The 22,037-nt window shown below is 63.3% G+C and carries 17 protein-coding genes; 13 read left to right on the forward strand and 4 right to left on the reverse strand.

From position 1 onward, the window contains the following. The first annotated feature begins 62 nt into the window (after nucleotides 1–62). Nucleotides 63–3,965, forward strand: coding sequence for a GLUG motif-containing protein (locus tag F3H95_RS24935; protein WP_149747935.1), 3,903 nt, complete (start codon nucleotides 63–65; stop codon nucleotides 3,963–3,965). A gap of 372 nt (nucleotides 3,966–4,337) precedes the next feature. Here F3H95_RS24935 and F3H95_RS24940 read toward each other — a convergent pair whose 3' ends face one another. The 4 genes from F3H95_RS24940 to F3H95_RS24955 are packed head-to-tail and all read right to left on the reverse strand — an operon-like array spanning nucleotide 4,338 to nucleotide 9,197. Next, nucleotides 4,338–5,825: a mechanosensitive ion channel family protein gene (locus F3H95_RS24940; RefSeq protein WP_188134479.1), complete on the reverse strand. Its 1,488-nt coding sequence runs from the start codon at nucleotides 5,823–5,825 to the stop codon at nucleotides 4,338–4,340. Between the two features lie 36 nt (nucleotides 5,826–5,861). Continuing rightward, nucleotides 5,862–7,013, reverse strand: coding sequence for an ABC transporter permease (locus tag F3H95_RS24945; RefSeq protein WP_149747937.1), 1,152 nt, complete (start codon nucleotides 7,011–7,013; stop codon nucleotides 5,862–5,864). Further along, complete coding sequence (locus F3H95_RS24950) at nucleotides 7,010–8,215, reverse strand: ABC transporter permease (protein WP_149747938.1); 1,206 nt, start codon at nucleotides 8,213–8,215, stop codon at nucleotides 7,010–7,012. The genes F3H95_RS24945 and F3H95_RS24950 overlap by 4 nt, the downstream gene beginning before the upstream one ends. Before the next feature lies 1 nt (nucleotide 8,216). Then, a complete protein-coding gene (locus F3H95_RS24955; RefSeq protein WP_149747939.1) occupies nucleotides 8,217–9,197 on the reverse strand; it encodes an HlyD family secretion protein in 981 nt (326 codons plus the stop codon). A 386-nt stretch (nucleotides 9,198–9,583) separates the two neighbouring features. Between F3H95_RS24955 and F3H95_RS24960 the strand changes: the two genes are divergently transcribed. From F3H95_RS24960 to F3H95_RS25015, 12 genes are all read left to right on the forward strand, one after another. After that, nucleotides 9,584–11,350 (forward strand): hypothetical protein, encoded by a 1,767-nt coding sequence (locus tag F3H95_RS24960; protein ID WP_149747940.1) that lies wholly within the window; start codon nucleotides 9,584–9,586, stop codon nucleotides 11,348–11,350. A gap of 411 nt (nucleotides 11,351–11,761) precedes the next feature. Beyond that, nucleotides 11,762–13,423, forward strand: coding sequence for a cytochrome-c oxidase, cbb3-type subunit I (ccoN, locus tag F3H95_RS24965; RefSeq protein WP_149747955.1), 1,662 nt, complete (start codon nucleotides 11,762–11,764; stop codon nucleotides 13,421–13,423). Between the two features lie 3 nt (nucleotides 13,424–13,426). Further along, nucleotides 13,427–14,161 (forward strand): cytochrome-c oxidase, cbb3-type subunit II, encoded by a 735-nt coding sequence (gene ccoO / locus F3H95_RS24970; RefSeq protein WP_149747941.1) that lies wholly within the window; start codon nucleotides 13,427–13,429, stop codon nucleotides 14,159–14,161. A 2-nt stretch (nucleotides 14,162–14,163) separates the two neighbouring features. Continuing rightward, the gene (locus tag F3H95_RS24975) at nucleotides 14,164–14,334 is read left to right on the forward strand and encodes a cbb3-type cytochrome c oxidase subunit 3 (protein WP_143126148.1); all 171 of its coding nucleotides are present in this window, start codon (nucleotides 14,164–14,166) and stop codon (nucleotides 14,332–14,334) included. Beyond that, entirely contained in the window at nucleotides 14,325–15,200 is an 876-nt protein-coding gene (ccoP, locus tag F3H95_RS24980; RefSeq protein ID WP_149747942.1) for a cytochrome-c oxidase, cbb3-type subunit III, read from the forward strand. Before F3H95_RS24975 ends, ccoP begins: the two co-directional genes overlap by 10 nt. Continuing rightward, complete coding sequence (locus F3H95_RS24985; protein WP_149747943.1) at nucleotides 15,197–15,436, forward strand: hypothetical protein; 240 nt, start codon at nucleotides 15,197–15,199, stop codon at nucleotides 15,434–15,436. Before ccoP ends, F3H95_RS24985 begins: the two co-directional genes overlap by 4 nt. Then, nucleotides 15,433–16,221, forward strand: a complete 789-nt coding sequence (locus tag F3H95_RS24990) for a DUF2189 domain-containing protein (protein WP_149747944.1) — start codon at nucleotides 15,433–15,435, stop codon at nucleotides 16,219–16,221. The genes F3H95_RS24985 and F3H95_RS24990 overlap by 4 nt, the downstream gene beginning before the upstream one ends. A gap of 27 nt (nucleotides 16,222–16,248) precedes the next feature. Then, on the forward strand, nucleotides 16,249–18,462 hold the full coding sequence (locus F3H95_RS24995) for a heavy metal translocating P-type ATPase (RefSeq protein ID WP_149747945.1): 2,214 nt from the start codon (nucleotides 16,249–16,251) through the stop codon (nucleotides 18,460–18,462). Then, nucleotides 18,455–18,652: a cbb3-type cytochrome oxidase assembly protein CcoS gene (gene ccoS / locus F3H95_RS25000; RefSeq protein WP_149747946.1), complete on the forward strand. Its 198-nt coding sequence runs from the start codon at nucleotides 18,455–18,457 to the stop codon at nucleotides 18,650–18,652. The genes F3H95_RS24995 and ccoS overlap by 8 nt, the downstream gene beginning before the upstream one ends. 485 nt (nucleotides 18,653–19,137) lie before the next feature. Beyond that, on the forward strand, nucleotides 19,138–19,896 hold the full coding sequence (locus tag F3H95_RS25005) for an acetoacetate decarboxylase (protein WP_149747947.1): 759 nt from the start codon (nucleotides 19,138–19,140) through the stop codon (nucleotides 19,894–19,896). After that, complete coding sequence (locus tag F3H95_RS25010) at nucleotides 19,893–20,681, forward strand: 3-hydroxybutyrate dehydrogenase (RefSeq protein ID WP_149747948.1); 789 nt, start codon at nucleotides 19,893–19,895, stop codon at nucleotides 20,679–20,681. Before F3H95_RS25005 ends, F3H95_RS25010 begins: the two co-directional genes overlap by 4 nt. Before the next feature lie 14 nt (nucleotides 20,682–20,695). After that, the gene (locus tag F3H95_RS25015; RefSeq protein WP_149747949.1) at nucleotides 20,696–21,856 is read left to right on the forward strand and encodes a patatin-like phospholipase family protein; all 1,161 of its coding nucleotides are present in this window, start codon (nucleotides 20,696–20,698) and stop codon (nucleotides 21,854–21,856) included. The last annotated feature ends 181 nt before the right edge of the window (nucleotides 21,857–22,037 follow it).

Consider the following 22,037-nt stretch of genomic DNA (forward strand, 5'->3'; position numbering starts at 1 on the left):
GACACGGACTTCCCGAAACCATTACGGGGCCCTCAAACGGCTCGCCCCACAGGAGGAAGATCATGAAACCGGTCACGCGACTGACGATGTCCACCCCGCCTTTAGCACAACGCCGCACTCTGCGCCGGCAGATGCTGTGCCAGACGGCCCTTGCCGGCGCAGTTGGTCTCTCGGGCGGCCTGTTCATGCCCGGTGCGGCCGCCAGAGCTGATTCGCTGCCGGTGGCGCCGACCGTCGTAGCCGGCAGCGCTACCATCAGAACCGGTGGTAACGAGATGACAGTGAACCAGTCGTCGCATAACGCGATCGTCAACTGGAACAGCTTTTCCATCGGTGCCGGCCACGGAGTGACCTTCGTGCAGCCCGATACATCCTCTGCCATCCTCAATCGCGTCAACGGCAGCACCGCCTCGACCATCGCCGGACGTCTTTCCGGCAACGGCCAGATCTATCTCGTCAATCCAAACGGCATTGCCATCACGCCGAGCGGAAAGATCAAGGCGGGTGGCGGTTTCGTTGCCTCGTCGCTCGACATCGGTGACGACGACTTCATGGCGGGCCGGCGCATCTTTTCCGGCACGGATAGAGCCGGTTCGGTGGTGAATGAAGGCGAAATAGCCGTCGGATCCGGCGGGTATGCCGCGCTTCTCGGTCGGAGGGTCCGCAATGACGGTCTGGTTTCGGTCCCTCTCGGCCGGGTCGGCCTCGGTGCGGGCCAGCAGGCGACACTCGATGTATCGGGCGACGGCTTCCTGCAGGTTGCCGTGCCCGACCCGACAGCCGGCGAGGACCCGCTGATCGTGCATAACGGCCGGCTATCCGCCGATGGCGGACGCATCGTCATCTCTGCGGCAACGGCCCGCGAGGCGGCAAGACAAGCGGTCAACATTGCAGGCGTGACGGAAGCGAAATCGATCGGCGGGCGCAATGGTGCCATCAGCATCGGCGGCGGCGAAGGTGGCAAGGTTTCGATCCGCGGCAAGGTCGATGTCTCCTCGGGTACAGGCAAGGGTGGCAGCATCACCGTCTCCGGCCGCGATGTCGCGCTGAGCGGGGCGACACTCGACGCGTCCGGCAGAGAAGGTGGCGGCGCTGTCCGCGTCGGCGGCAATCGCAAGGGCGCGGCGGGGTTGCAAACGGCAGCGACGACATCCGTCGATGCCGCAAGTGTCATCCGCGCGGACGCAACCGGATCCGGCACCGGCGGCCAGATCGTCATCTGGTCCGACCTCGCCACGAACTATGCCGGCACCCTCAGTGCGCGCGGCAAAGGCTCAGGCGCGGGCGGCGAGGCGGAAGTGTCGGGCAAGGCCGGGCTCGACTTCATCGGAGCCGTCGATCTCTCCGCCGAAAGCGGCGTTTTCGGCAATCTGCTGCTTGATCCGTACAATGTGACGATCTCCAGCGCAGCATCGACCAATGCCTCCGGCGTGACACCGACCGGCAACGACAGCATCATCAACGTTGCAACGCTGCAGAACGCCCTTGCCAATGCCAATGTGACGATATCGACAGGCAGCGAAGGATCTGCCGGCAACCAGGCCGGCGATATTCTGGTCGCTTCCGACCTCATGTGGAACCAGGGCACCAGACTGACACTGTCGGCCTATCGCAACATTGCGCTGAACGCCAACCTGAGTGGCAGCGGCGGTGCCTCCGTCGTGCTGCGGGCGGACAATGCCGGCACGGGAACAGGCACAGTCACGGTCGCCGGCGATCGTCGGATCACCGCAGATGGCGGCGTCTCGATCTATTACAATCCTGCGGGCAAGGATGCCGGCAGCGTCAATACCGACAGCTACCTCAACCTCCCGGACTTTTCCGGGATCGGGGGAACCCGCACCGCGGTGACCGCCTACGCGCTGGTCAACACCATCTACGACCTGCAGAACGTCCGAAACAACAAGACCGCGAATTACGCCCTCGGCCGGGATATCGATGCCGGCGTGACACATGACTGGAGCAGCGGGTTTCTCTCGATCGGCGGCAACCGCACGATGGGCTTTTCCGGCACCTTCGACGGTCTTGGCCATGTGATCACAGACCTCTATATCGGTCGCCAGCCACTGATGGGTTATGGCTCGACGGGTCTGTTCGGCCTGACGGCGAATTCTGCACTGATCCGCAATATCGGCCTGGTCGATGTGGAGGTGGAAGGCAATTCCAGCAACGACATTGGCGCACTGGTCGGCGCGCATTACGGCCGGATCGAGAACGCCTACTCCACGGGCAGTGTCACATCCGATGGCATCGACATCCTTCGCGCCTTCAATACGGGCGGGCTGGTCGGCTATCTCGGTGGCACCATCGACAATTCCTATTCCACAGCTTCGGTGCGCAGCGGAACATATGTGGGTGGCCTCGTCGGCTACAATGCAGGCGGCACGATCAGCCGTTCCTATGCGACCGGTCCGGTCTCCGGTCAGGAGGTTGTCGGCGGACTGGTCGGCGGCAATTCCCTCGGCACCGTCAGCACCTCGTGGGCGACAGGCACGGTACGCGGCGATTTTCTGGTCGGCGGGCTGGCAGGCATCAACGTGGGAGGACAGATTACGCAGTCCTTCGCGACCGGCGACGTCAGAGGCACCGTCGATGCTGTCGGCGGCCTGGTGGGCAAGAATTACGATGGCGAGCGGGACGGCGTGATCTATGGAGGAAACATCAGCCAGTCCTACGCTCGCGGGTCGGTCGCCGGTGGCACGAAGGTTGGCGGACTTGTCGGCTGGAATGTGGCAACCGTCACCCAGTCCTATGCGACGGGCAGCGCGACAGGCAGCCAACAGGTGGGCGGCCTCGTCGGCCTCCATTCCGGCAGCCTTGCCGAGACCTACTCGGCGGGTGAAGTTCAGGGGAATTCCGAGCAAGGCGGCCTGGTCGGCGCCAGCAATGGCGGGCGCGTGACCTCGTCCTACTGGGATATCCTCGGCTCGAGTCTCTCCACAAGTGCCGGCGGCTTCGGCCTCAGCCGCCAGGCGATGCAGGACAACAACAGTTTTACTGGCTTCGACGGCACCGTCTGGGCGCCGGCATCGGCCGGTTATGCGCCGGAACTGTTCGGTGTCTCGGGTGTGGTTGGCGTCCGCGAGACGGCCGTCTACGGCGACACCCCCACCGCCAGCCTCTATGGCAGCGGCGTCTGGAACACCCTTTCCGGCACGTATCAGGGTGTCGGCAGGACCACCGGCGTCGGCAGCTACGATATCGACCTCACCGGCATGCAGGGTCAGTTCCGGGGCGGCGGTTCAACCCGTTTCGTTTCACTCGGCGCCACCGTGACGCCTCGCACTCTCGTCATTGCGGCCAACAACCAGACCCGCGATGTCGGCGCGACAAATCCGCCACTGAGCTATTCCGTCGGCGGCATGGGGCTGGTCAACGGCGACAGCCTCAGCGGCGCCCTTGCGACCTCGGCATCGACCGGCTCGGGTGCCGGAACATATGCCATCACGCGCGGCTCTCTGACCGCGTCGGCCAATTACAGCCTGCAATTCATCGGCGGCACTCTGACGGTCAGAACAGTGACACTGCCCCCGACAACGCCGCCCAGCGGGCCACCGGCACCACCGCCACGGGTGAACACGCCCTCGACCAGCACGCTGGAACAGGAGTTATCAGCGCAGTCGACAGGCTTGGGGCAACCGTCAGCAGACCAGATCGTCACCGACTTCATCCAGCAGATGGCCAATAACCAGCAGAGCCAGGCAGCCTCTTCCAGCCAGCAGAGCGGCACCAAAACGCCGGACGACGTTTTGGGAGAGGTCATGCTTCAGGTGGCAGCACAGATGCGCGCCCAGGCTTTGGCAGAGAGTCAGCAAGGCAGGAGCCAACCAATCCAGCAACGGCCGGGAGCAGATTCATCTCTCCAACAAAGTGCATCGGTATCATTTGTTCAGTCAATCATCCAAGGCATCGCGGGCGTCGTCGGGATGCAATTGAAGCAGCCACCGCTCAACAAGCTGCGGTGAAATGCCTTGGCAAACGCGGCGGGCCTACCTCTGACGATCTGAAGCAGGCTGCCGGCAAACGTGGCCGATGAACCGCGGGATCTGCCTCAGGCCGCTTGGTCTGAGGCATGCGGCCATGGCTGGTTCGTCCGGCATGGCATCGGTCTTCAGCCTCGGCTGGCGGAGTGTTTCCGATACGCTCCATAAGGCCGCGGTTGTTGAACCCGCCGCCCGTTCGAGCCTGGCGAATTCCACGGCTTCGACGTTGCACCACGGCATGTATCGTCGGCGAGAGCGTTGTCAAAGGGATTGCCAACGCTTCCGACCCAACGTCTCACGAGTTCAGGTCTCCGGCAAAGCCCGGGCCGTTAAAACAGCATCGTGCTGCTCGCATCACAGATCGCCAATCTCAAAAATTTGCCGTATCCTGGCCGCCAGCGACATGGTCGGCTTTATTGTATCCGTCGGCGCAAGCCGTCTTTTCTCATCGAGAAGTCTGCGGGAAAGGATCGCGCTCACCTCGTCTGCAATCGACGGCCGATCCTGGAGCAGGGCGCCAATCGTATCGTGATCAATTTCATAGGCGACCAAGGTGGTTAGGGCGGTGATGTTTCCCGCTTCTTCGGTTCCGGTCAGCAAGCCACCTTCGCCGAGCCAGTCGCCCGGGGAAAGCCGCATCAGTTCGATGCCGTTGCAGTCGATTGAGGCGATCCCGGAGCGCAGGATCAGAATGCTTTTCATCACCTCGCCCTGACGCGCGATGACATCACCCTTACGAAACGTGCGGCGTGTCATCGCGACACTCAAGGTTTCTTTCTCATCCTCCGTCAGGGAGGCAAGAAAAGGGATGGCGTTTAACAAGCGCCAGGCGGTCCGGGGGTCGCGTGCAGCAGGCATGCCGCTTGACCCGACAAGGGCAGAAGCCGAAGCCGTTGTTGCATCCGCCAAGGGGAGGCCCTGGGCTTTTGCGTGGCGAAAGGCGAGATCGAAGACCTCGTTATTGGCCCTCACGCTGTCGGCCAGACTTGCAATCCGAAAACTCAATTCGAGTTCGATCCCCTGTGCGTCCACGCCGCAAATTTTCACCGATGGAGACGGCACCTCGAGAATGGAGTTGGCGCCTTTCAAAGCGGTTTCCATGACTTCGACAACCGCCGCCGGTGTTGTCAGGATCGCGAACCTCAGCCTGAGCGAGACACCGTGACTGACATCGGGACTGCTGCGATTGATCAGCCTGGCCTTCGCAAGGCTGCTGTTGGGAATGATGACCAGATCATTCGCCCCGTTGATCAGGTGTGTGGCGCGCCAGTTCGTTTCCACGACACGTCCTTCGGCACCATCATCGACGAGGATCGAGTCGCCGACCGTGTAGGGACGTCCAAGGTTGAGTGCTATTCCGGAAAAGACGTCACTCAAGGTGCTCTGAAGAGCAAGGCCGAGGATAATGGCGAACACCCCGGACGTGGCAACAAGCGTGCCGACGGGCACGTTGAGAACATAGGTCATCGCAGCCAGAATCGCGCCGACATAGATGACGGCAACGACCAGATCCTGCAGGAGTCTTGCTTCGCGCGGCTTGCGCTCGAAAATCAGGAAAATCCGAACCAGACCGACAAGGCAGGCGGAACCCGCGAACCACCACGCCGCCTTCGCGGTCAATAGCGCGATACCCATGACGTTCATCGTTTCGGGTATCGCGCGTGCAAACGGAGTGCTGTCATGAATGTAGAGGAAAACACTCAGAAGAATGAACAGGAGGACCTGGCTGAGCAGGCGCAGCACCTTGCTGTGTTCAAACAGGAACCAGGTCATGACGATGAACAGCAAGCCAATCCCCAAGAGTGGGACCATGACGTCCTGTGCAAGAATGATTGCGGACACGCTCAGCCTTTCCTTCATCAATGAAGCCGGCGCACGTCAACGCCCATATTGCCGACCGCAGCCCCTGGCTTCGAGAAGAACCGCCAGCCCGCAATAGAAAACGGCGAGGCTTGCCAGCATCAGCACATGCGCCCCGACATCCTGAAGGCTTGCTCCCAATTGCCCGAGATTGACCAGCGCGTTGATGGCGCTCGTGCTGGGGATGGCCAAGGCCGCCTTCTTCAGTATCTCCGGCATGGCCTCGGCGGGCCAGGTAAAGCCCGCCATGAAGATGAAGGGCAGGCCGAGGGCCGCAGTCACCAGCTGCACGAGCACCGGATTGCGCAGCAGCCGGGCGATCAGCATGCCAAGACCACAGACGGCCAGAATGAAGGGGACGGCCACGGCCGCCATCGGCCCGATGGAACCAAGCCGCGGAATGCCATAGAGATAAGGCAACACAATCAGGTAGAAGGCGAAGGCGAACGCCTCGATCACCAGATAGGCGAGCAGGCAACCGATGACGCGGTCAAGCGGGCCGATCTTGCGGTCCCGTGCCGCCTGTTCCCATGCGTTCGGATGGGTTCCGAGCAGGCCGACGCCGATCAGAAGGGTCTGCTGCAGCACCAGCAGGAAGGCGGCCGGCAGAATATAGGTCGCATAGCCGCTCTGCGGATTGAAGAGCGGGATCGCCGTCAGCGGCATCGGGTCCGTTGCCGCGACCGCCAGATCCGGATCGACATGGGCGGCGACGAGACGCTTCGCCTCGATCTCCGCGCCCATCGTCTTGGCAAGCGCCGTCACCGCTCCTGAAATCCGGCTGTAGAGCAGGAAGTAGCTGGCATCGGCATAAAGCGCCAGCGGTGCGGGGCGACCATGCAGAAGATCGCGCTCGAAGAATTTCGGAATGACGAGGATGCCATGGAGATGGCGCGCAAAGACCTCACGCTGCGCGGACGCGACATCGGGCAATGCCGCCACGATCGCCACATCGGCGGATGCATCAAGCCTGCGGGCGAAGGTGCGGCTCATATCGCTGCCATCCAGATCGACAAGCGCGATCGGCACGTTGCGAAGGGATTCGCTGCGATAGGGCTGCGGATAGAAGGCGGCGTAGACCACGACGGCGAGGATCATCACCGAAAAGACCGGTCGCAGCGTCAGGATCCGCCGCAATTCCATCCGGCAGATGAACAGCACGGGGCTCACGATGCAGCCTCCAGCGCACGGCCCGCCCTTTGACGCCGGGCACCCTGGTTCTCCAGGCAGACAGCCGTTACGGTGGCAAGAAGGATGACCATGAACAAGAGCACCGCCAGCGGTTGCAGCGAAAGATCCGCCGGCGCGCCGCGCAGCGTCTGATCGATGCGGGCCGTCAGATACCAGGTGCCCGGCAGCACCTCACCCCAGTAGAAGGCAAAGGGCGTCATGCCGAACCGGGGAAAGCCGATGCCCATGAAGCCGAAGGCCGGCGCCGTGACCAGCGAGGCCATGCTGATCGCCGTGGCTGTGGAACGCAGCACGACGGCCAGAAGCGCGCCGAACAGCTGGTTTGCCAGAATAAACAGCGTGCCTGCGGACAGCAGCAGCAACCGGTCGCCTCTCAGCGGCATCCTGAACCACAGGAAAAGAACGAGATCCGCAATCCCGAGGACGAACAGAAACACCAGCGTATAGGGCAACAGCTTGCCGAACATCGCCGGCCACAGCCCGCCGCCCAGCCGGCGCAGCACGCGCAGCCGATGGCGGGTTTCCACGTCGCGCCCCACGGCATAGGCCGTCGATGTCGCAATAATGATCTGCAGCACCGCCGGCATCAGCGCCGCCAGCAGGAAATGGCTGTAGTTGAGCGTCGGATTGAACAGCGGGTTGATCTGGACGGGGATGGGAGACAGCGAGGCCTGTGCAATATCGACAGACTGGCCGCGTTCCGTGCGCAGAGAGAGCCGGATGCCGCCTTCCACGCCGGCAAGGGCGGCATTGACGCCGCGCAGGGTAAGCAGGCCTGGCGTCATGGTCTGGGTATTGTAGAAGAACACCACTTCGGGACGCCGACCGGCAAACACGTCGCGCTCGAGATTGTCAGGGATCATCAGCAGGCCATGCACCCGGCCGGACAGGATGAGCCGGCGCCCCTCGGCAAGATCGCTCACCGTGATCGTGACTGCCGTATCCGGCGTCGCATCGACGGTGCGGATGATCGTGCGGGAAAGATCGCCGCCATCCAGATTGAGAACCGCAATCGGAAGCCGTGTCGCCAGTCCCTGGCTGAACACGGCAGACAGGATAGCCATCAGGAAGAGCGGCAGCGCCACCGTCAGGGCGAGCAGCGGGGGATGCTTGCGGAACTGCCCAAGTTCCCGCACGAAGACGATGAGGAAACCGGGCCTCAGACTGGTTTTTCCGCGCATCTCATCGCTCCGGCCGGGACCAGGAGAGGATGGCGCTCATGCCGGGCCGCAACCCGTCCACCGGGTCCACCGGCTCGGCGCGCACCTCGAAGGTTCTGAGGTCGAAATCGCCGGTGGCGCGCGTGGCGCGCCAGGTCGCATATTGCCCCTGCGCGTTGATCACCGTCACCCGCGCATTCACGGTCGCATTCTTGAGCGCCGGCACCAGGACGGACAGGCTGTCGCCGACCTTCAGGCCCTTCAGCAGATCCTCGCGCAGGTTGAAGGTAAACCAGGGATGGGCGATGTCGACGATTGAAAAGAGCGGTGCTCCGGCGCTGAAATTTTCGCCCAGTTCGGCAATCCGCGTGGTCACCTGTCCGGCAATGGGGGCAACCAGCGTCAGTTCCTTCACGTCGGTCTGCTGCTGGTTCAGCGTCGCTTCGGCCTGTTCCACTTTTGTCAGTGCCAGCGCGCGCTCTTCCTTGCTGGCACCGGCCACCGCCAGATCGAGATTGGCCTGCGCCGCCTCGCGCGCCCGCAGCGCCGATTCAAGATTGCGGCTGGACTGCTCGAGCCGAGCCTGCGAGGCCGCGTTGGTTTCCGCAAGCTTGGTCTGGCGATCCTTGTCGGAGAGGTAGAGCACCACATCCGCATCGGCGGCACGCACTTCGGCCTTATGCGCCTCGATCACCTCGGGACGCGTGCTGTTCACACGATCCAGATCCGCCCTTGCCACGGCCAGCGCCGCCTGCGTCGCCAGCGTCGCAGCGACCAATTGCGGACTTTCGAGCTGCGCAATCACGATCCCCTGCTCTACCGTATCGCCCACATCGACATTCAGCTGTGCGACACGGCCGGACACCCGCGGGCTGACGTCAACGCGATCCGCAGACACCTCCCCCTGCACGACAAGCGCCGGTGGACGGGTGGCGAACCACAACAGCCCGGCAAGGCCTGCGATGCTTGCGACGCCGAGTGCCGCGCCGAGTTTACTCACCATTATCAGTAACCTTTCAGAGAAAGCGCGAATACGTGTGTGTCACCTGGACAAGCTTACGGCGGTGGCCAGGAACGAGAGAGCGATGTTCTGCAGGGGGCGGGTTCGGTTCCACTCCGGGCAGATCGATCCGATGCGCTTTGGCTGACGCCACAGACAGAAACGAGGTTGTGCCAAGTTCCCTCAACATTGCGCCACACCACCTGGTGTTGAAGTTGGGTCAAAAGTAATATTTAATTGCATTAACGGAAGTGAGCTGGTCGTGAGTTCGCAGGAACTCACATCGTTTGAGGGGAGCGAGCTTGGGTGACGCTGCCCGTAGCAGCCTCTCTGCCGACAGCAAAGGATCCGCGGATTCGCACCTAAGCCTTTGAGAGAACGAGAATTTCATGAAGACCGACCTGCCAGCTTCGGCCATACGGGAGCAGATGAGCCTGCTGCGCAAAAGTCCGGCCTTTGCGGGTTCGGAGCGCCTGATCGAACTGCTCAGTTACGTGGTGGAAGAAACGCTGAATGGTCGTGCGGGCGAGCTGAAGGAAGCCGTGATCGGCAACGCGGTCTACCAGCGCGATCCGCCCTACGATCCCCGCATCGATTCAACCGTTCGCGTCGAGGCAAGGCGACTGCGCAGGAAGCTGGAAGAGCACAGCCGCATTTATGGGCAGTCGGACCCGATCACGATCATGATTCCCACAGGAACCTATGTGCCGGCCTTTGTCATCAGATCCGGTGAGCGTGATGCGTCGCCGCTGCATCAGGGATCCGACCGGAACATCTTCCGTAACGGGCCGGGCGCCGTGATCGCCATCCTGCCTTTCCGTGCGGTGTCTGGTGATGTGGCCACCCAGGCATTTGCCGACATCATCACGGACGAGCTGATTTTTACGTTCGGTTCCGAACCCGGACTGAACATTCTGTCGCGGGCAACGACCTTCGCCTACAAGGACAAGCAACCATCGATCCGAGACCTTGCTGCGGAGCTCGGGGTCGACGCCGTCATTCAGGGCACGGTGCGAGAACACGCGGATATCATCCGCGTCACGCTCGAGGTGTCCGATCACCGCGGCGTGGTCGTTACGTCCGACCGGTTTGAAGGCTCGATCGATCAACATGCGGATCTGCCGGAACGGATTGCCACAACCTTTGTCAGCCGCCACCGGTTCGATACATCCAAGCTGCGGGCGCGCCTTGTCAAACCAGGGCCAGCGGCCGTTCAGGCCCACGGTCAGCTCTACAGGGCGCGCCAGCTGCTGGATCGTCAGGTACCGGAGAGCCTGCGTGAATCTCTTTCCATCTTCTCGAAGATTGCCGAGGATACCGCCGATTATGCGCGCGGCCACTCCGGGATTGCCGATTGCTACTGCGACATGTTCCGGATCGGCATGGTGGATGCAGCAACGGCGCGTTCCTTTGCGCGGCCTGCCGTGGAAAAAGCGCTCGAGATCGATCCGCAATCGGCCGAAGCCTTGACCGCTCTGGGTGTGGTTCAGGCCTGGCTAGAGCGCGACTGGCCGGCAGCAGAGACCAGTTTCAATGCTGCGATGACCTATGGCTACCATGCCAGAACCGCGCGGGTGTTCGGCACCTACCTTGCCGCGCGCGGCAGGGAGGATGAATCCGAGCGGCTTTTTGCGGAGGCAAGGCGGATCGAGCCGTTTTCCCAGCAACAGGATATTGCTGAAGCCCTGAGCCGGTTCCAGTCTCGGAACTTCTCCAAGCTTTCAGAAACGGCATCCGCCCTGACATTGCGGAACGCGCCGATGGAAGCCCTGTTCTATCTGGCACTCGGCGCCCACTTTGCCGGCAATCCGGAATTTGCCCGCCACTGTCTGCAGCCGCTCGGCACGATGATGATGACGCATCCGTTGCTGGTCTTTGCCAATGCCGAACTGGAGGCCTGGCTGGGATCGCCCGATCGCGCCGCCGCCCTGCTGAAGACCGGCAGCCCGAAAGCCAGCTTCTTCGCCCACTCCACCCTCGCCTGCGCCATTGGCGACGGCGAGGCTGCCCTGCGCTATCTGCATCTGGCCTTGCGCAATCGGGAATTGTCCACCGTCTGGATTCGCATGGACCGGAGGTTCGATGTCATCCGCAATTTCGACCGGTTCAGGGCACTGACCGGCGAGGCGCGCATCGCAAGCGCGCTCATTGCCTGAGCGGTCGTCACCTCAACTTACAGTAAGCCGACGGTGATCTCACTTCCGGCACTGGCGGCGCATCTCTAGAAAGATGTCCGTCCACCCTCGCATGTTTTTCGCATTCATGCCGGACCCGGCGTGGAACAGCCAGAGGCCCCCCGCTACCTGGCTGTTGCGCGTTCCGGGCACGGACGAGGCTGCCTGCGGATCTCGGGACCCGCAGGCAGCCTTGCCGCCCTGATGGTGCAACCGTACGGGACAACCAGACCCCAAAGGCCTGGACGGGCGGCATCTCCCCTCGCCGAGCGGACCAGACGGGCCTTGATCTCCCGGCCGCAGGTCTTGCGTTCGCCGAAGGCGATGTTCACGGGCGGTCGGCTCGGCACACCTCTGCGGTGAACGGCAATCTTGACCGCCAAACGGAAGGACATGGATGTGATCTCGAACTTGACGATGGACGAGCGCCGGCGGGCACTGCTCATCCTGCTCGTGATGGCGCTTGTCGGGCTTACTTTTGCCGCAGCCGGACATGGCGATCCGATCGCGGTACATGGCGCCCTCGTCCTGGTGCTTTCACTGGCACTGGCCTTCCCGGTGATGGGGCATCTTTATGACCCAGAACCATCGATCGAGCGCTTCAATGCCTATTACGACGATCCGAGCAAGGTCGGCGTCATCCTGACCTTCGTCTGGGCGGCCTTCGCCATGTTCGTCGGCGACTGGGTGGCCTGGCTGATGGTCGAGCCGACCTGGACGACCGGCAGCGCCTGGTCGAGCTTCGGCCGGCTGCGCCCCGTCCACACCACCGGTGTCATCTTCGGCTTCGGCGGCAATGGTCTGATCGCCACCTCCTTCTATGTGATGCAGCGCACCTGCCGCGTGCGCCTGCCGGACCAGCTGAGCCCCTGGTTCGTGCTCATCGGCTACAACCTCTTCTGCATTCTCGCCGTCACCGGCTACATGCTCGGCATCACCCAATCCAAGGAATATGCCGAGCCGGAATGGTATGCCGATCTGTGGCTGGTCATCGTCTGGGTCACCTATTTCGTGCTCTACATGCGCACGCTGGCGCGCCGCGAGGAGCCGCATATCTATGTGGCCAACTGGTACTACATGGCCTTCATTCTGGTGGTGGCGATGCTGCACATCGTCAACAACCTCGCAGTCCCGGTCTCCTTCCTCAGTGCCAAGAGCCATTCGCTGTTTTCCGGCGTGCAGGATGCGCTGACGGAATGGTGGTACGGGCACAATGCGGTGGCCTTCTTCCTGACGGCCGGCTTTCTCGGCATGATGTATTACTACCTGCCGATCCGCGCCGGGCGGCCGATCTTCTCCTACCGCCTGTCGATCATCAGCTTCTGGGGCATCACCTTCATGTATATGTGGGTGGGCTCGCACCATCTGCATCACACCGCCCTGCCGCAATGGGTGCAGACCCTCGGCATGACCTTCTCGCTCGTTCTTCTGGTGCCCTCCTGGGGGTCGGCGGCCAATGCGCTGCTGACGCTGAACGGCGCCTGGCACAGGGTGCGCGACGATGCCACGCTGCGCTTCATGATGATCGCCGCCGTCTTCTACGGGCTCACCACCTTCGAAGGCTCGTTCATGGCGATCCGCTCCGTCAATGCGCTATCCCATTACACCGATTGGACGGTCGGCCATGTGCATGCAGGCGCGCTCGGCTGGGTGGCGATGATCACCTTCGGCGCGCTCTATGCATCGATCCCCTGGCTATGGAAGCGCGAGCGCATGTACTCGCCGGCCCTGGTGGAAGTACACTTCTGGCTCGCGCTCTCCGGCACGGCAGTCTATGTCTTCGCCCTCTGGAATGCCGGTATCATCCAGGGCCTGATGTGGCGCACCTATACCGAAAACGGCAATCTGGCCTACACCTTCCTCGACTCCGTCGTCGCCATGCGGCCCTATTACATCGCGCGCGCCTTGGGCGGACTGCTGTACCTGCTCGGCGCGCTGGCGGGCTGTCTCAACCTCTATCTCACGATCCGCTTTGCCGCGCCGGCGACGAAAGCCGCTTCCCGGAAGCCGCTTCGCGACGGACTGGACGATGCGGCCACGCAGCCGGCGGAGTAGGCCATGTTCACACTGCACTACAGGCTGGAACGGCGGGCGATCGGCATGACGCTCGGCATCATCGCCGCTGCCAGCATCGGCGGCTTCGTGGAGATCGCGCCGCTCTTTACCATCGACCAGACCGTCGAGGCGGCACCGGACATGCGCGTCTATACGCCGCTGGAACTCGCCGGCCGCAACATCTACATGCGTGAGGGCTGCTATGCTTGCCACTCGCAGATGATCCGCACGCTGCGCGACGAGGTGGAGCGCTACGGTCCTTACAGTCTGGCGGTGGAATCGAAATATGACCACCCGATGCTGTGGGGCTCCAAGCGCACGGGGCCGGACATCGCCCGCCTCGGCGGCAAATATTCCGACGAATGGCATGTGCGCCACCTCCTCGATCCGCGCGATGTCGTGCCGGTTTCGATCATGCCGTCCTATGGCTGGCTGATGGAGAATGACCTGCGCATCGACGACCTTCGGGACCAGCTGGCCACCCAGCGCGCCGTCGGCGTTCCCTACACGCCGGACATGATCCGCCACGCGGCGGACGATGCCTATGCCCAGGCCAATCCGGACGGCAGCGGGGTGAAGGACCTGACGGCGCGCTACGGCGAGGCGACGACCGTCCGCGCCTTCGACGGCACGCCCGGCCGTCTGACCGAAATGGATGCGCTGGTCGCCTATCTGCAGATTCTCGGACGACTGACCGATGCCGCAAGCCGCGACACCCTTGCGAAAGACCTGGAGTGACCATGGACCTTTCCCACGAGACACTGGTCTGGGTCGCCAAGACCTTCGGCCTCATCTATCTGGTAATCCTGTCGATCGCGGTCGTCGCCTATGCCTGCTGGCCGGCGCGCCAGAAGGAGTTCCGCGACGCATCCACCGCGATCCTCAACCGGGAGGACCGCCCATGGCGCTAGGCGAACGCGATCCGGTCACCGGCTACCTGACCACCGGGCATGAATGGAACGGCATCAAGGAACTCAACACGCCGGTGCCGCGCATCGTCTACGTGTTCCTGAGCCTGACCACCACCTTCGGGCTGATCTACTGGCTGCTGATGCCGGCCCTGCCGCTCGGCACCACCTATACCAAGGGGCTGCTTGGCTATGACGAGCGTCGGGTGGTCGAACACGCTGTTGCCCACGCCGAAGCCGAGCGGGCACCCTGGCATGAGGTTCTGGACCGGCAGGACTTTGCGAACCTTGCCGCCGATCCAGCCGCCATGCAGGAGATCCGCGAGGCCGGCCGCCTGCTGTTCGGCCAGAACTGTGCTGCCTGCCATGGCATCCACGCGACAGGCAACACCGGATTTCCCAATCTGGCTGCCGGCGCGCTGAACTGGGGCGACAGGCCGGAAGTCCTGCAGCAAACCATCCGCGTCGGCGTCAATTCCGACCATCCGGAATCGCGCACAGCGCAAATGCCCGCCTTCGGCCAGGACGGTATTCTCAGCCGCCCCGAGGTGGACGCGGTGATCGCCTATGTTCATGACCTCAGCCATGACGGAACTGCCGTTTCGGCCCTTGCCCATCCTGCCGGCGCCAGGATCTTCGCCGCGCAGTGCGCGGCCTGCCATGGCGCCGATGCCCGCGGCAAAGCGGATGTCGGCGCGCCCAACCTCACCGACACCACCTGGCTCTATGGCGGCGATCTGCAAACGATCTTTCAGACCGTATGGTATGGCCGGCAGGGGCACATGCCCAGCTGGGAGGCGCGGCTTGGGCCGCGCAATGTCAAGCTGCTCGCCGCCTATGTCGCGGACCTCAGGACGCGGCAGCCATGAGCGCGCCGGCCGCCATGGGGCGCAACCACCGTGTCCTCATGATCGCCATCACCGCGGCGCTGACAGCGCTCGTCGCCGGCGCCAATGTGCATCTGGTCTATGTCTCGTTCGCCTCGCAGCCGGATTGCGTGCCGCACCGCCGCATCGGCGAGCGCCAGACCGGCAGTGCCTTCGCGGCCGCCGGTTCGTCCTGCAGCCCGGCTCACCTCACCGAAAACCCGCGGAGTGACCGATGAACGATGCCCTTCCGGAAATCCTGCCGGCCGAGCCCCGGCGAGACCAATGGGCCCGCAACCTGCCCGCCGACGAGGCCCTTCGCTGGTTACGCTTGGGGTGGCGCGACCTGATGCGCGGCCCTCTCCTCAGCCTGAGCTACGGTCTGTTCGTCTGGATCCTGCTTGCCGCTGCCCTCTGGTCGCTGATTGCCCACGGCGCCGACTACATCCTGTTCCCGGCACTGTCCGGCCTCATGGTGATCGGTCCGGTGCTCGCCATGGGCCTTTACGAAAAGAGCAAACGGCTGTCGCTCGGCCTGCCGGTGCGTCTGCGCGACATGCTCTTCGTGCGGCCGGTCTCCGGCTATCAGGTGGTGTTTGCCGGCGCCCTTCTGTGCCTGCTGATGATGGTGTGGCTGCGCGCGGCCGTCATCCTCTATGCGCTGTTCTTCGGTCTCCTGCCCTTCCCGGGCCTCGATCATCTGATCCCGATGCTCGCCTTCACGCCGACAGGCTGGGCCATGCTGATGGTCGGCGGCGCGGTTGGCGGTCTGTTCGCCACGCTTTCCTTCGCTATCGGCGCTCTGTCGCTTCCCATCCTGCTGCAGGAGCCTTCCGATGCCTTGACCGCGATGGGCACCAGCCTGGTGCTCGTCTGGCACAATCTGAAGGTCATGCTCGCCTGGGCGGCCATCGTCTCGGTGCTGTTTGCCCTCAGCGTCGCGTCTGGGCTGCTTCCGCTCATCATCGTCTTTCCCGTGCTGGGACACGGGACATGGCACAGTTACCGCGCGATGCGGCCATAGGCCCGCGACCGGCTTGAGGACCTTATCATGTCACTGCCCCTCGATCAGGCACCGTCGATTGCCGAGCGTGCGCGCGATCTCGCCTTCTTCAGCCACAGGCCGGCAGGTGCCGGCGCATCCCGGCGGGCAGAACTGGTGGTCCCGTCGATGCAGTGCGGCGCCTGCTTGCGTCGCGTGGAAACGACGCTGTCCGCGCTGCCCGGCGTGACACAGGCCCGCGTCAACCTCTCGACGAAACGGGTCATCGTCGAGTGGAGAGACGCGGATCATCCTCCAGCGCTGATCGAGACGCTGGATGAGATCGGTTTTCCGGCCCATGCCGCCGAACTGGGCGATCAGCACCATGATGCGGAATTGAGCGCCCTCATGCGGGCCCTCGCGGTGGCCGCCTTCGCCTCCAGCAACATCATGCTCCTCTCCTTTGCCGTCTGGTTCGGGGCCGATCCGCAGACACGGCAATATTTTCACCTGCTGTCGGGGCTGATCGCCCTGCCAACCGTCCTCTATGCCGGACAGGTGTTCTATCGCTCGGCCTGGTCGGCGCTGAAGCATGGCCGCACCAACATGGACGTGCCGATATCCATCGGCGTGACGCTGACCTTCGCGCTCAGCGTCTGGGAGACGATGCAGCATGGCCGGCATGCCTATTTCGACGCAGCCGTCTCGCTGCTCTTTTTCCTTCTGATCGGCCGCACATTGGATCACATGATGCGAGCCCGCGCGCGCAGCGCCGTCGCCGGCATCGCACGGCTGGCAGCGCCCTGCGCCACCGTGATCGCACCGGATGGAAGCCGCCGCGACATCGCCCTGTCGGAGGTCATGCCCGGCATGGTGCTTATAGTGGCGGCCGGGCAGCGCGTACCGGTCGACGCGCGGATCGTCAGTGGCACGTCCGAGGCGGACTGCTCGCTGGTCAGCGGCGAAAGCGCACCAGTTGCCGTTTCGGCCGGGGCTGAACTGCAGGCGGGCATCCTCAATCTCGCCGCACCGCTCACCCTGCAGGCGCTCAGACCATCCAGCCAATCCTTCCTCGCCGAGATGACGCGGATGATGGAAGCCGCCGAATCCGGCCGAGGCCTCTACCGCAGGATCGCGGACCGGGCGGCGGCCCTGTACGCGCCCGTCGTGCATGCCGCCGCAGCGCTGACGCTCGTCGGCTGGCTTGCGATCGGCGCCAGTCTGCATCAGGCCCTCACCACGGCCATTGCCGTGCTGATCATCACCTGCCCCTGCGCACTCGGCCTTGCTGTGCCCATGGTGCAGGTGGTGGCCGCGGGGCGGCTTTTCCGCAACGGCATCCTGGTCAAGGATGGCAGTTCACTGGAGCGCCTGCGCGAGATCGATACGGTCGTCTTCGACAAGACGGGCACGCTGACGGTCGGTGTGCCGGAACTCCTCTGGCCAAATCCGGAAAACCTGGAGGAGAATAGCGCCCTTGCGGTCGCCGCCGGCATGGCCTCGCAGTCCGGCCACCCCTATTCCCGCGCCATCGCCGCCGCCTGTCCGCAGCCCCTTGCGGTACGGGCGGAAGCGTTGAGCGAGCAGGCCGGCTACGGTCTCGAAGCACGGATCGACGGCGCCGTCTTCCGCCTTGGCCGGCCCGGCTGGGCGGCCCCCTTGCACGCGGTCGACCCGCAGGTGAGCGTCGTTCTGAGCCGCGACGACGAACCGCTCGCCAGCTTCCGGTTCCGCGACCGCCTGCGCGGCGGGGCCGCAGACGCAATAGCAGACCTCAAGGGACGCGGGCTCGCCGTCGAACTGTTGTCCGGCGACCGGGCATCCGCCGTGGCGGATCTGGCAGGGCGCCTGGGTCTCCCCTATCGCGCAGAGGCGACGCCGGCGGACAAGGTCCGACGCCTGGAAGAGCTGAAGCGACAGGGGCGCACGGTGCTGATGGTCGGCGACGGGCTGAACGATGCCGCAGCACTTGCGAGCGCCCATGTGTCAATCGCGCCGGCATCGGCCTCCGATATCGGACGCACCGCCGCCGATCTGATCTTCCTGCATGAAAGTCTGAGCGCCATTCCGCTGGCACACCGGATCGCCGTGAAGAGCGCCGATCTCATCCGGCAGAATTTCGCACTCTCGCTCGCCTATAATGCGATGGCCGTGCCGGTGGCGGTTGCAGGTTTCCTCACGCCACTGATGGCCGCCGTTGCCATGTCGTCATCCTCGCTGATCGTCGTCCTCAATGCGCTGCGGCTCGCCGCCCCACGCCACGAGGAGGCGTCGCATGGCTGACGCCTTGTTTCTTGTTCCGCTGGCAGTCGTCCTCAGCGCTGCCGCTCTCATCGCCTTCCTGTGGAGCCTTGCGGACGGCCAGTACGACGATCTCGCCGGCGCCGCCGAACGGGTGATCCATGAGGATCGTGAGCACCCCCTGCCCGGCAGAAGCCTCAGGAACGATATAGCGTGCCAGGACGGTGGATAGCCATCGGCCCCTTCGGTGCGTGGCCTGTTCCGCGAGAGGTCAGGCGATCCTCATCGGCAGCCCCCGCGCAAGAGACCGCATCTCGCCCACGCCTTTCCGCCGCGACGCATTCTGCATTCCCCTGTTGGCGTTTGTCTTTTCGGGAAAACCGGTTTCCGTTTTCCCTGACGAACGGTTTGATCCCCGGCATTGACCATAGCGCGCCGGCATTCGCGCTTCATGCACAAGCTTACGGACCTTGGTGCGCTGGTCCGCCACACTTGCGACACGACCGCTCACAGTGAGCTGACTGCGTCTCACTTCCTGCTGCATCGTCAGAGCCATTAAACATCTTCTGCGCCCACCCGGACCGTATCGCGTGACATCGGATCGGAGCAGCTCACCCGTATTAGCGGACCGAGATGAGGCGGGCGGGCACGAAAAGACCAGCGGACGGCGCTCTTTCGCGCACACCCTTGACGGTCCCTCTGGAGCCGAAGACCATTATGAATGAAGCAGAGATCCTGAAGCACGCCTTTGCCATGCCGCTCACCAGCCCGGCATTTCCGAAGGGACCCTACCGGTTCTTCAACCGCGAGTACCTGATCATCGCCTACCGCACCGATCCCGATATTCTGCGCCGGCTGGTGCCGGAACCGCTGGAGATCGACCGCGACAATCCGGTGGTCAAATACGAATTCATCCGCATGCCGGATTCGACCGGCTTCGGTGATTATACCGAAAGCGGCCAGGTCATTCCCGTTTCCTTTCAGGGGCGAAGGGGCGGCTATACGCACTGCATGTTCCTGAATGACGATCCGCCGATTGCCGGCGGGCGTGAACTCTGGGGCTTTCCCAAGAAGCTTGCGAGCCCCCGTCTGACAACCGAAACCGACTGCATCGTTGCGACGCTCGATTACGGTTCGGTGCGGGTCGCGACCGCCACGATGGGCTACAAGCATGTGCGGCTCGAGGATGGCCCGGTGCTGGCGTCCCTTGCAGCGCCCAACTTCCTGCTCAAGATCATCCCGCATGTCGATGGCACGCCGCGCATCTGCGAGCTGGTGGAATACCATCTGCAGGATATCGATCTCAAATGGGCCTATACCGGCCCCTGCAGCCTGAAACTCGACAGCCACGCGCTGGCACCGGTCAATGACCTGCCGGTGCTGGAGATCCTGTCCGCCTCGCATTTTCGCGCCGATCTCACGCTCGGCCTCGGCGAGGTCATCCATGATTATCTCGCAAACCAGGAGCATCCATGAAACTCGCCCGTAAAGTCGCCATGGTGACCGGTGCCGCCAGCGGCATCGGCAAGGAAATCGCCTTCACCTTTGCCGAGGCCGGCGCAAAGGTCGCCATTGCCGACCTCAATGTAGACGCCGCCCATGGCGCCGCCGAAGAGATCGACGCGCGCTACGCAAAGGGCACCGCGATCGGCATCGGCATGGACGTGACCAGCGAAGCACAGGTGGACGCAGGCGTGGATGAAACCGTCGCCCGGTTCGGCCAGCTGGATATTCTGGTCAGCAATGCCGGCATCCAGATCGTGGCGCCGGTCGATGACTATGATTTCGCCAAGTGGAAGCAGATGCTGGCGATCCATCTCGACGGCGCCTTCCTGACGACCCGTGCCGCGCTCCGCCACATGTATCGGCAGGGCCAGGGCGGCAGCATCATCTACATGGGATCTGTGCATTCCAAGGAAGCATCCCTCCTGAAGGCGCCTTATGTCACCGCCAAGCATGGTCTCTCCGGCCTTGCCAAGGTGGTGGCCAAGGAAGGCGCAAAGCACAAGGTGCGCGCCAACGTCATCTGCCCGGGCTTCGTGCGCACGCCGCTCGTCGACAAGCAGATCCCCGAACAGGCAAAGACCCTCGGGATCACCGAAGAGGAGGTCGTGCGCACCATCATGCTGAAGGACACGGTGGATGGCGAGTTCACCACCGCCAAGGATGTCGCCGAAGCGGCTCTGTTCTTTGCCGGCTTCGAAAGCAATGCCCTGACCGGCCAGTCCATCGTCGTCAGCCACGGCTGGTTCATGCAGTGATGTCAGGAGGCTCCATGAAAGCCCGCAGCCCATCCTCTCAAGGCCGCCCGCCCTTCGAATGCATCGCGCTGGTACTGCAGGGCGGCGGTGCACTCGGCTCCTATCAGGCCGGGATCTATGAAGCGATGGCCGAGGCCCGCCTGCCGATCGACTGGGTGGCAGGCATTTCCATCGGGGCAGTGAATGCCGCCCTGATTGCCGGCAACCCGCCGGAACAGCGGGTGGAAAAGCTGCGGGCCTTCTGGGACACGATCACGGCCAATCCGCTGCTGGACTGGGTCACGGCGAATGAGATGCTGACCCCAAGGGGCGACCTGGCGCGCCGGATCCACAATGCGATCAGCGCCAATTACACCATGGCTTTCGGCGCGACGAAATTCTTCGCGCCGCGCGTTCCGTCACCGTTTCTCCATGCGCAGGGTGACCGGGAGGCGACCAGCTTCTACGATACGAGCCAGCTCAAATCGACGCTCGAACGGCTGGTCGATTTCGATCGCATCAATCACGGCGACATGCGTTTCTCGGTCGGCGCGGTAAATGTCAGGACTGGGAATTTCACCTATTTCGACAATACGCGCCACCGCATCGGGCCGGAACATGTCATGGCCAGCGGCGCATTGCCGCCCGGCTTCGGCGCCGTCGAAATCGACGGAGAATATTACTGGGATGGCGGCCTGATTTCCAACACGCCGCTGCAATGGGTGGTCGATACGGCCGGCATTCGCCAGGATACGCTGGCCTTTCAGGTCGACCTGTGGAGCGCGCGCGGCGAACTGCCGGGCAATCTGTTCGAGGTCTCGACGCGTCAGAAGGAAATCCAGTATTCCAGCCGCACCCGCTCGGAAACCGACCATTTCAAGCGTCTGCAGCGTATCCGGGGCGCCATCGCCCACCTGCTCGAGACCCTGCCCGCGGAGCTGCAAGACAGCGAACATGTGAAGCTGCTCGCCGAGGTGGCGGACCAGAAGGTCTATAGCGTCGTTCACCTGATCTACCGGACACAGAGACACGAGGGGCACTCGAAGGACTACGAGTTCTCGCGGCTGACCATGCTCGATCACTGGCGGGCCGGCTATCAGGACGCCAGACACACGCTGGAAAATCCCGAAATCTATAAGCGTCCCCAAAACCAAGAGGGCGTGTTGGCCTTCGATCTTCTCAAAGAGGATGTCTAATACGCGTTCTCACTGCTGGTGACTCTTGGCCTTCCCAAATCGCGATGAATCTGAATTGGCCTGCTGCCAGTTTCATGGACACCGAGTGACGTGCTCCCAATAAATTGGGCCATTTGGAACTGGAATTTTCCATTTATCATCCCTGCGGGGAGAGAGGAGAATTCCGATGAAGGCATCGAAG

The sequence above is a fragment of the Rhizobium sp. RU35A genome (assembly GCF_900156005.1).
GTDB classification, from domain to species: domain Bacteria; phylum Pseudomonadota; class Alphaproteobacteria; order Rhizobiales; family Rhizobiaceae; genus Neorhizobium; species Neorhizobium straminoryzae.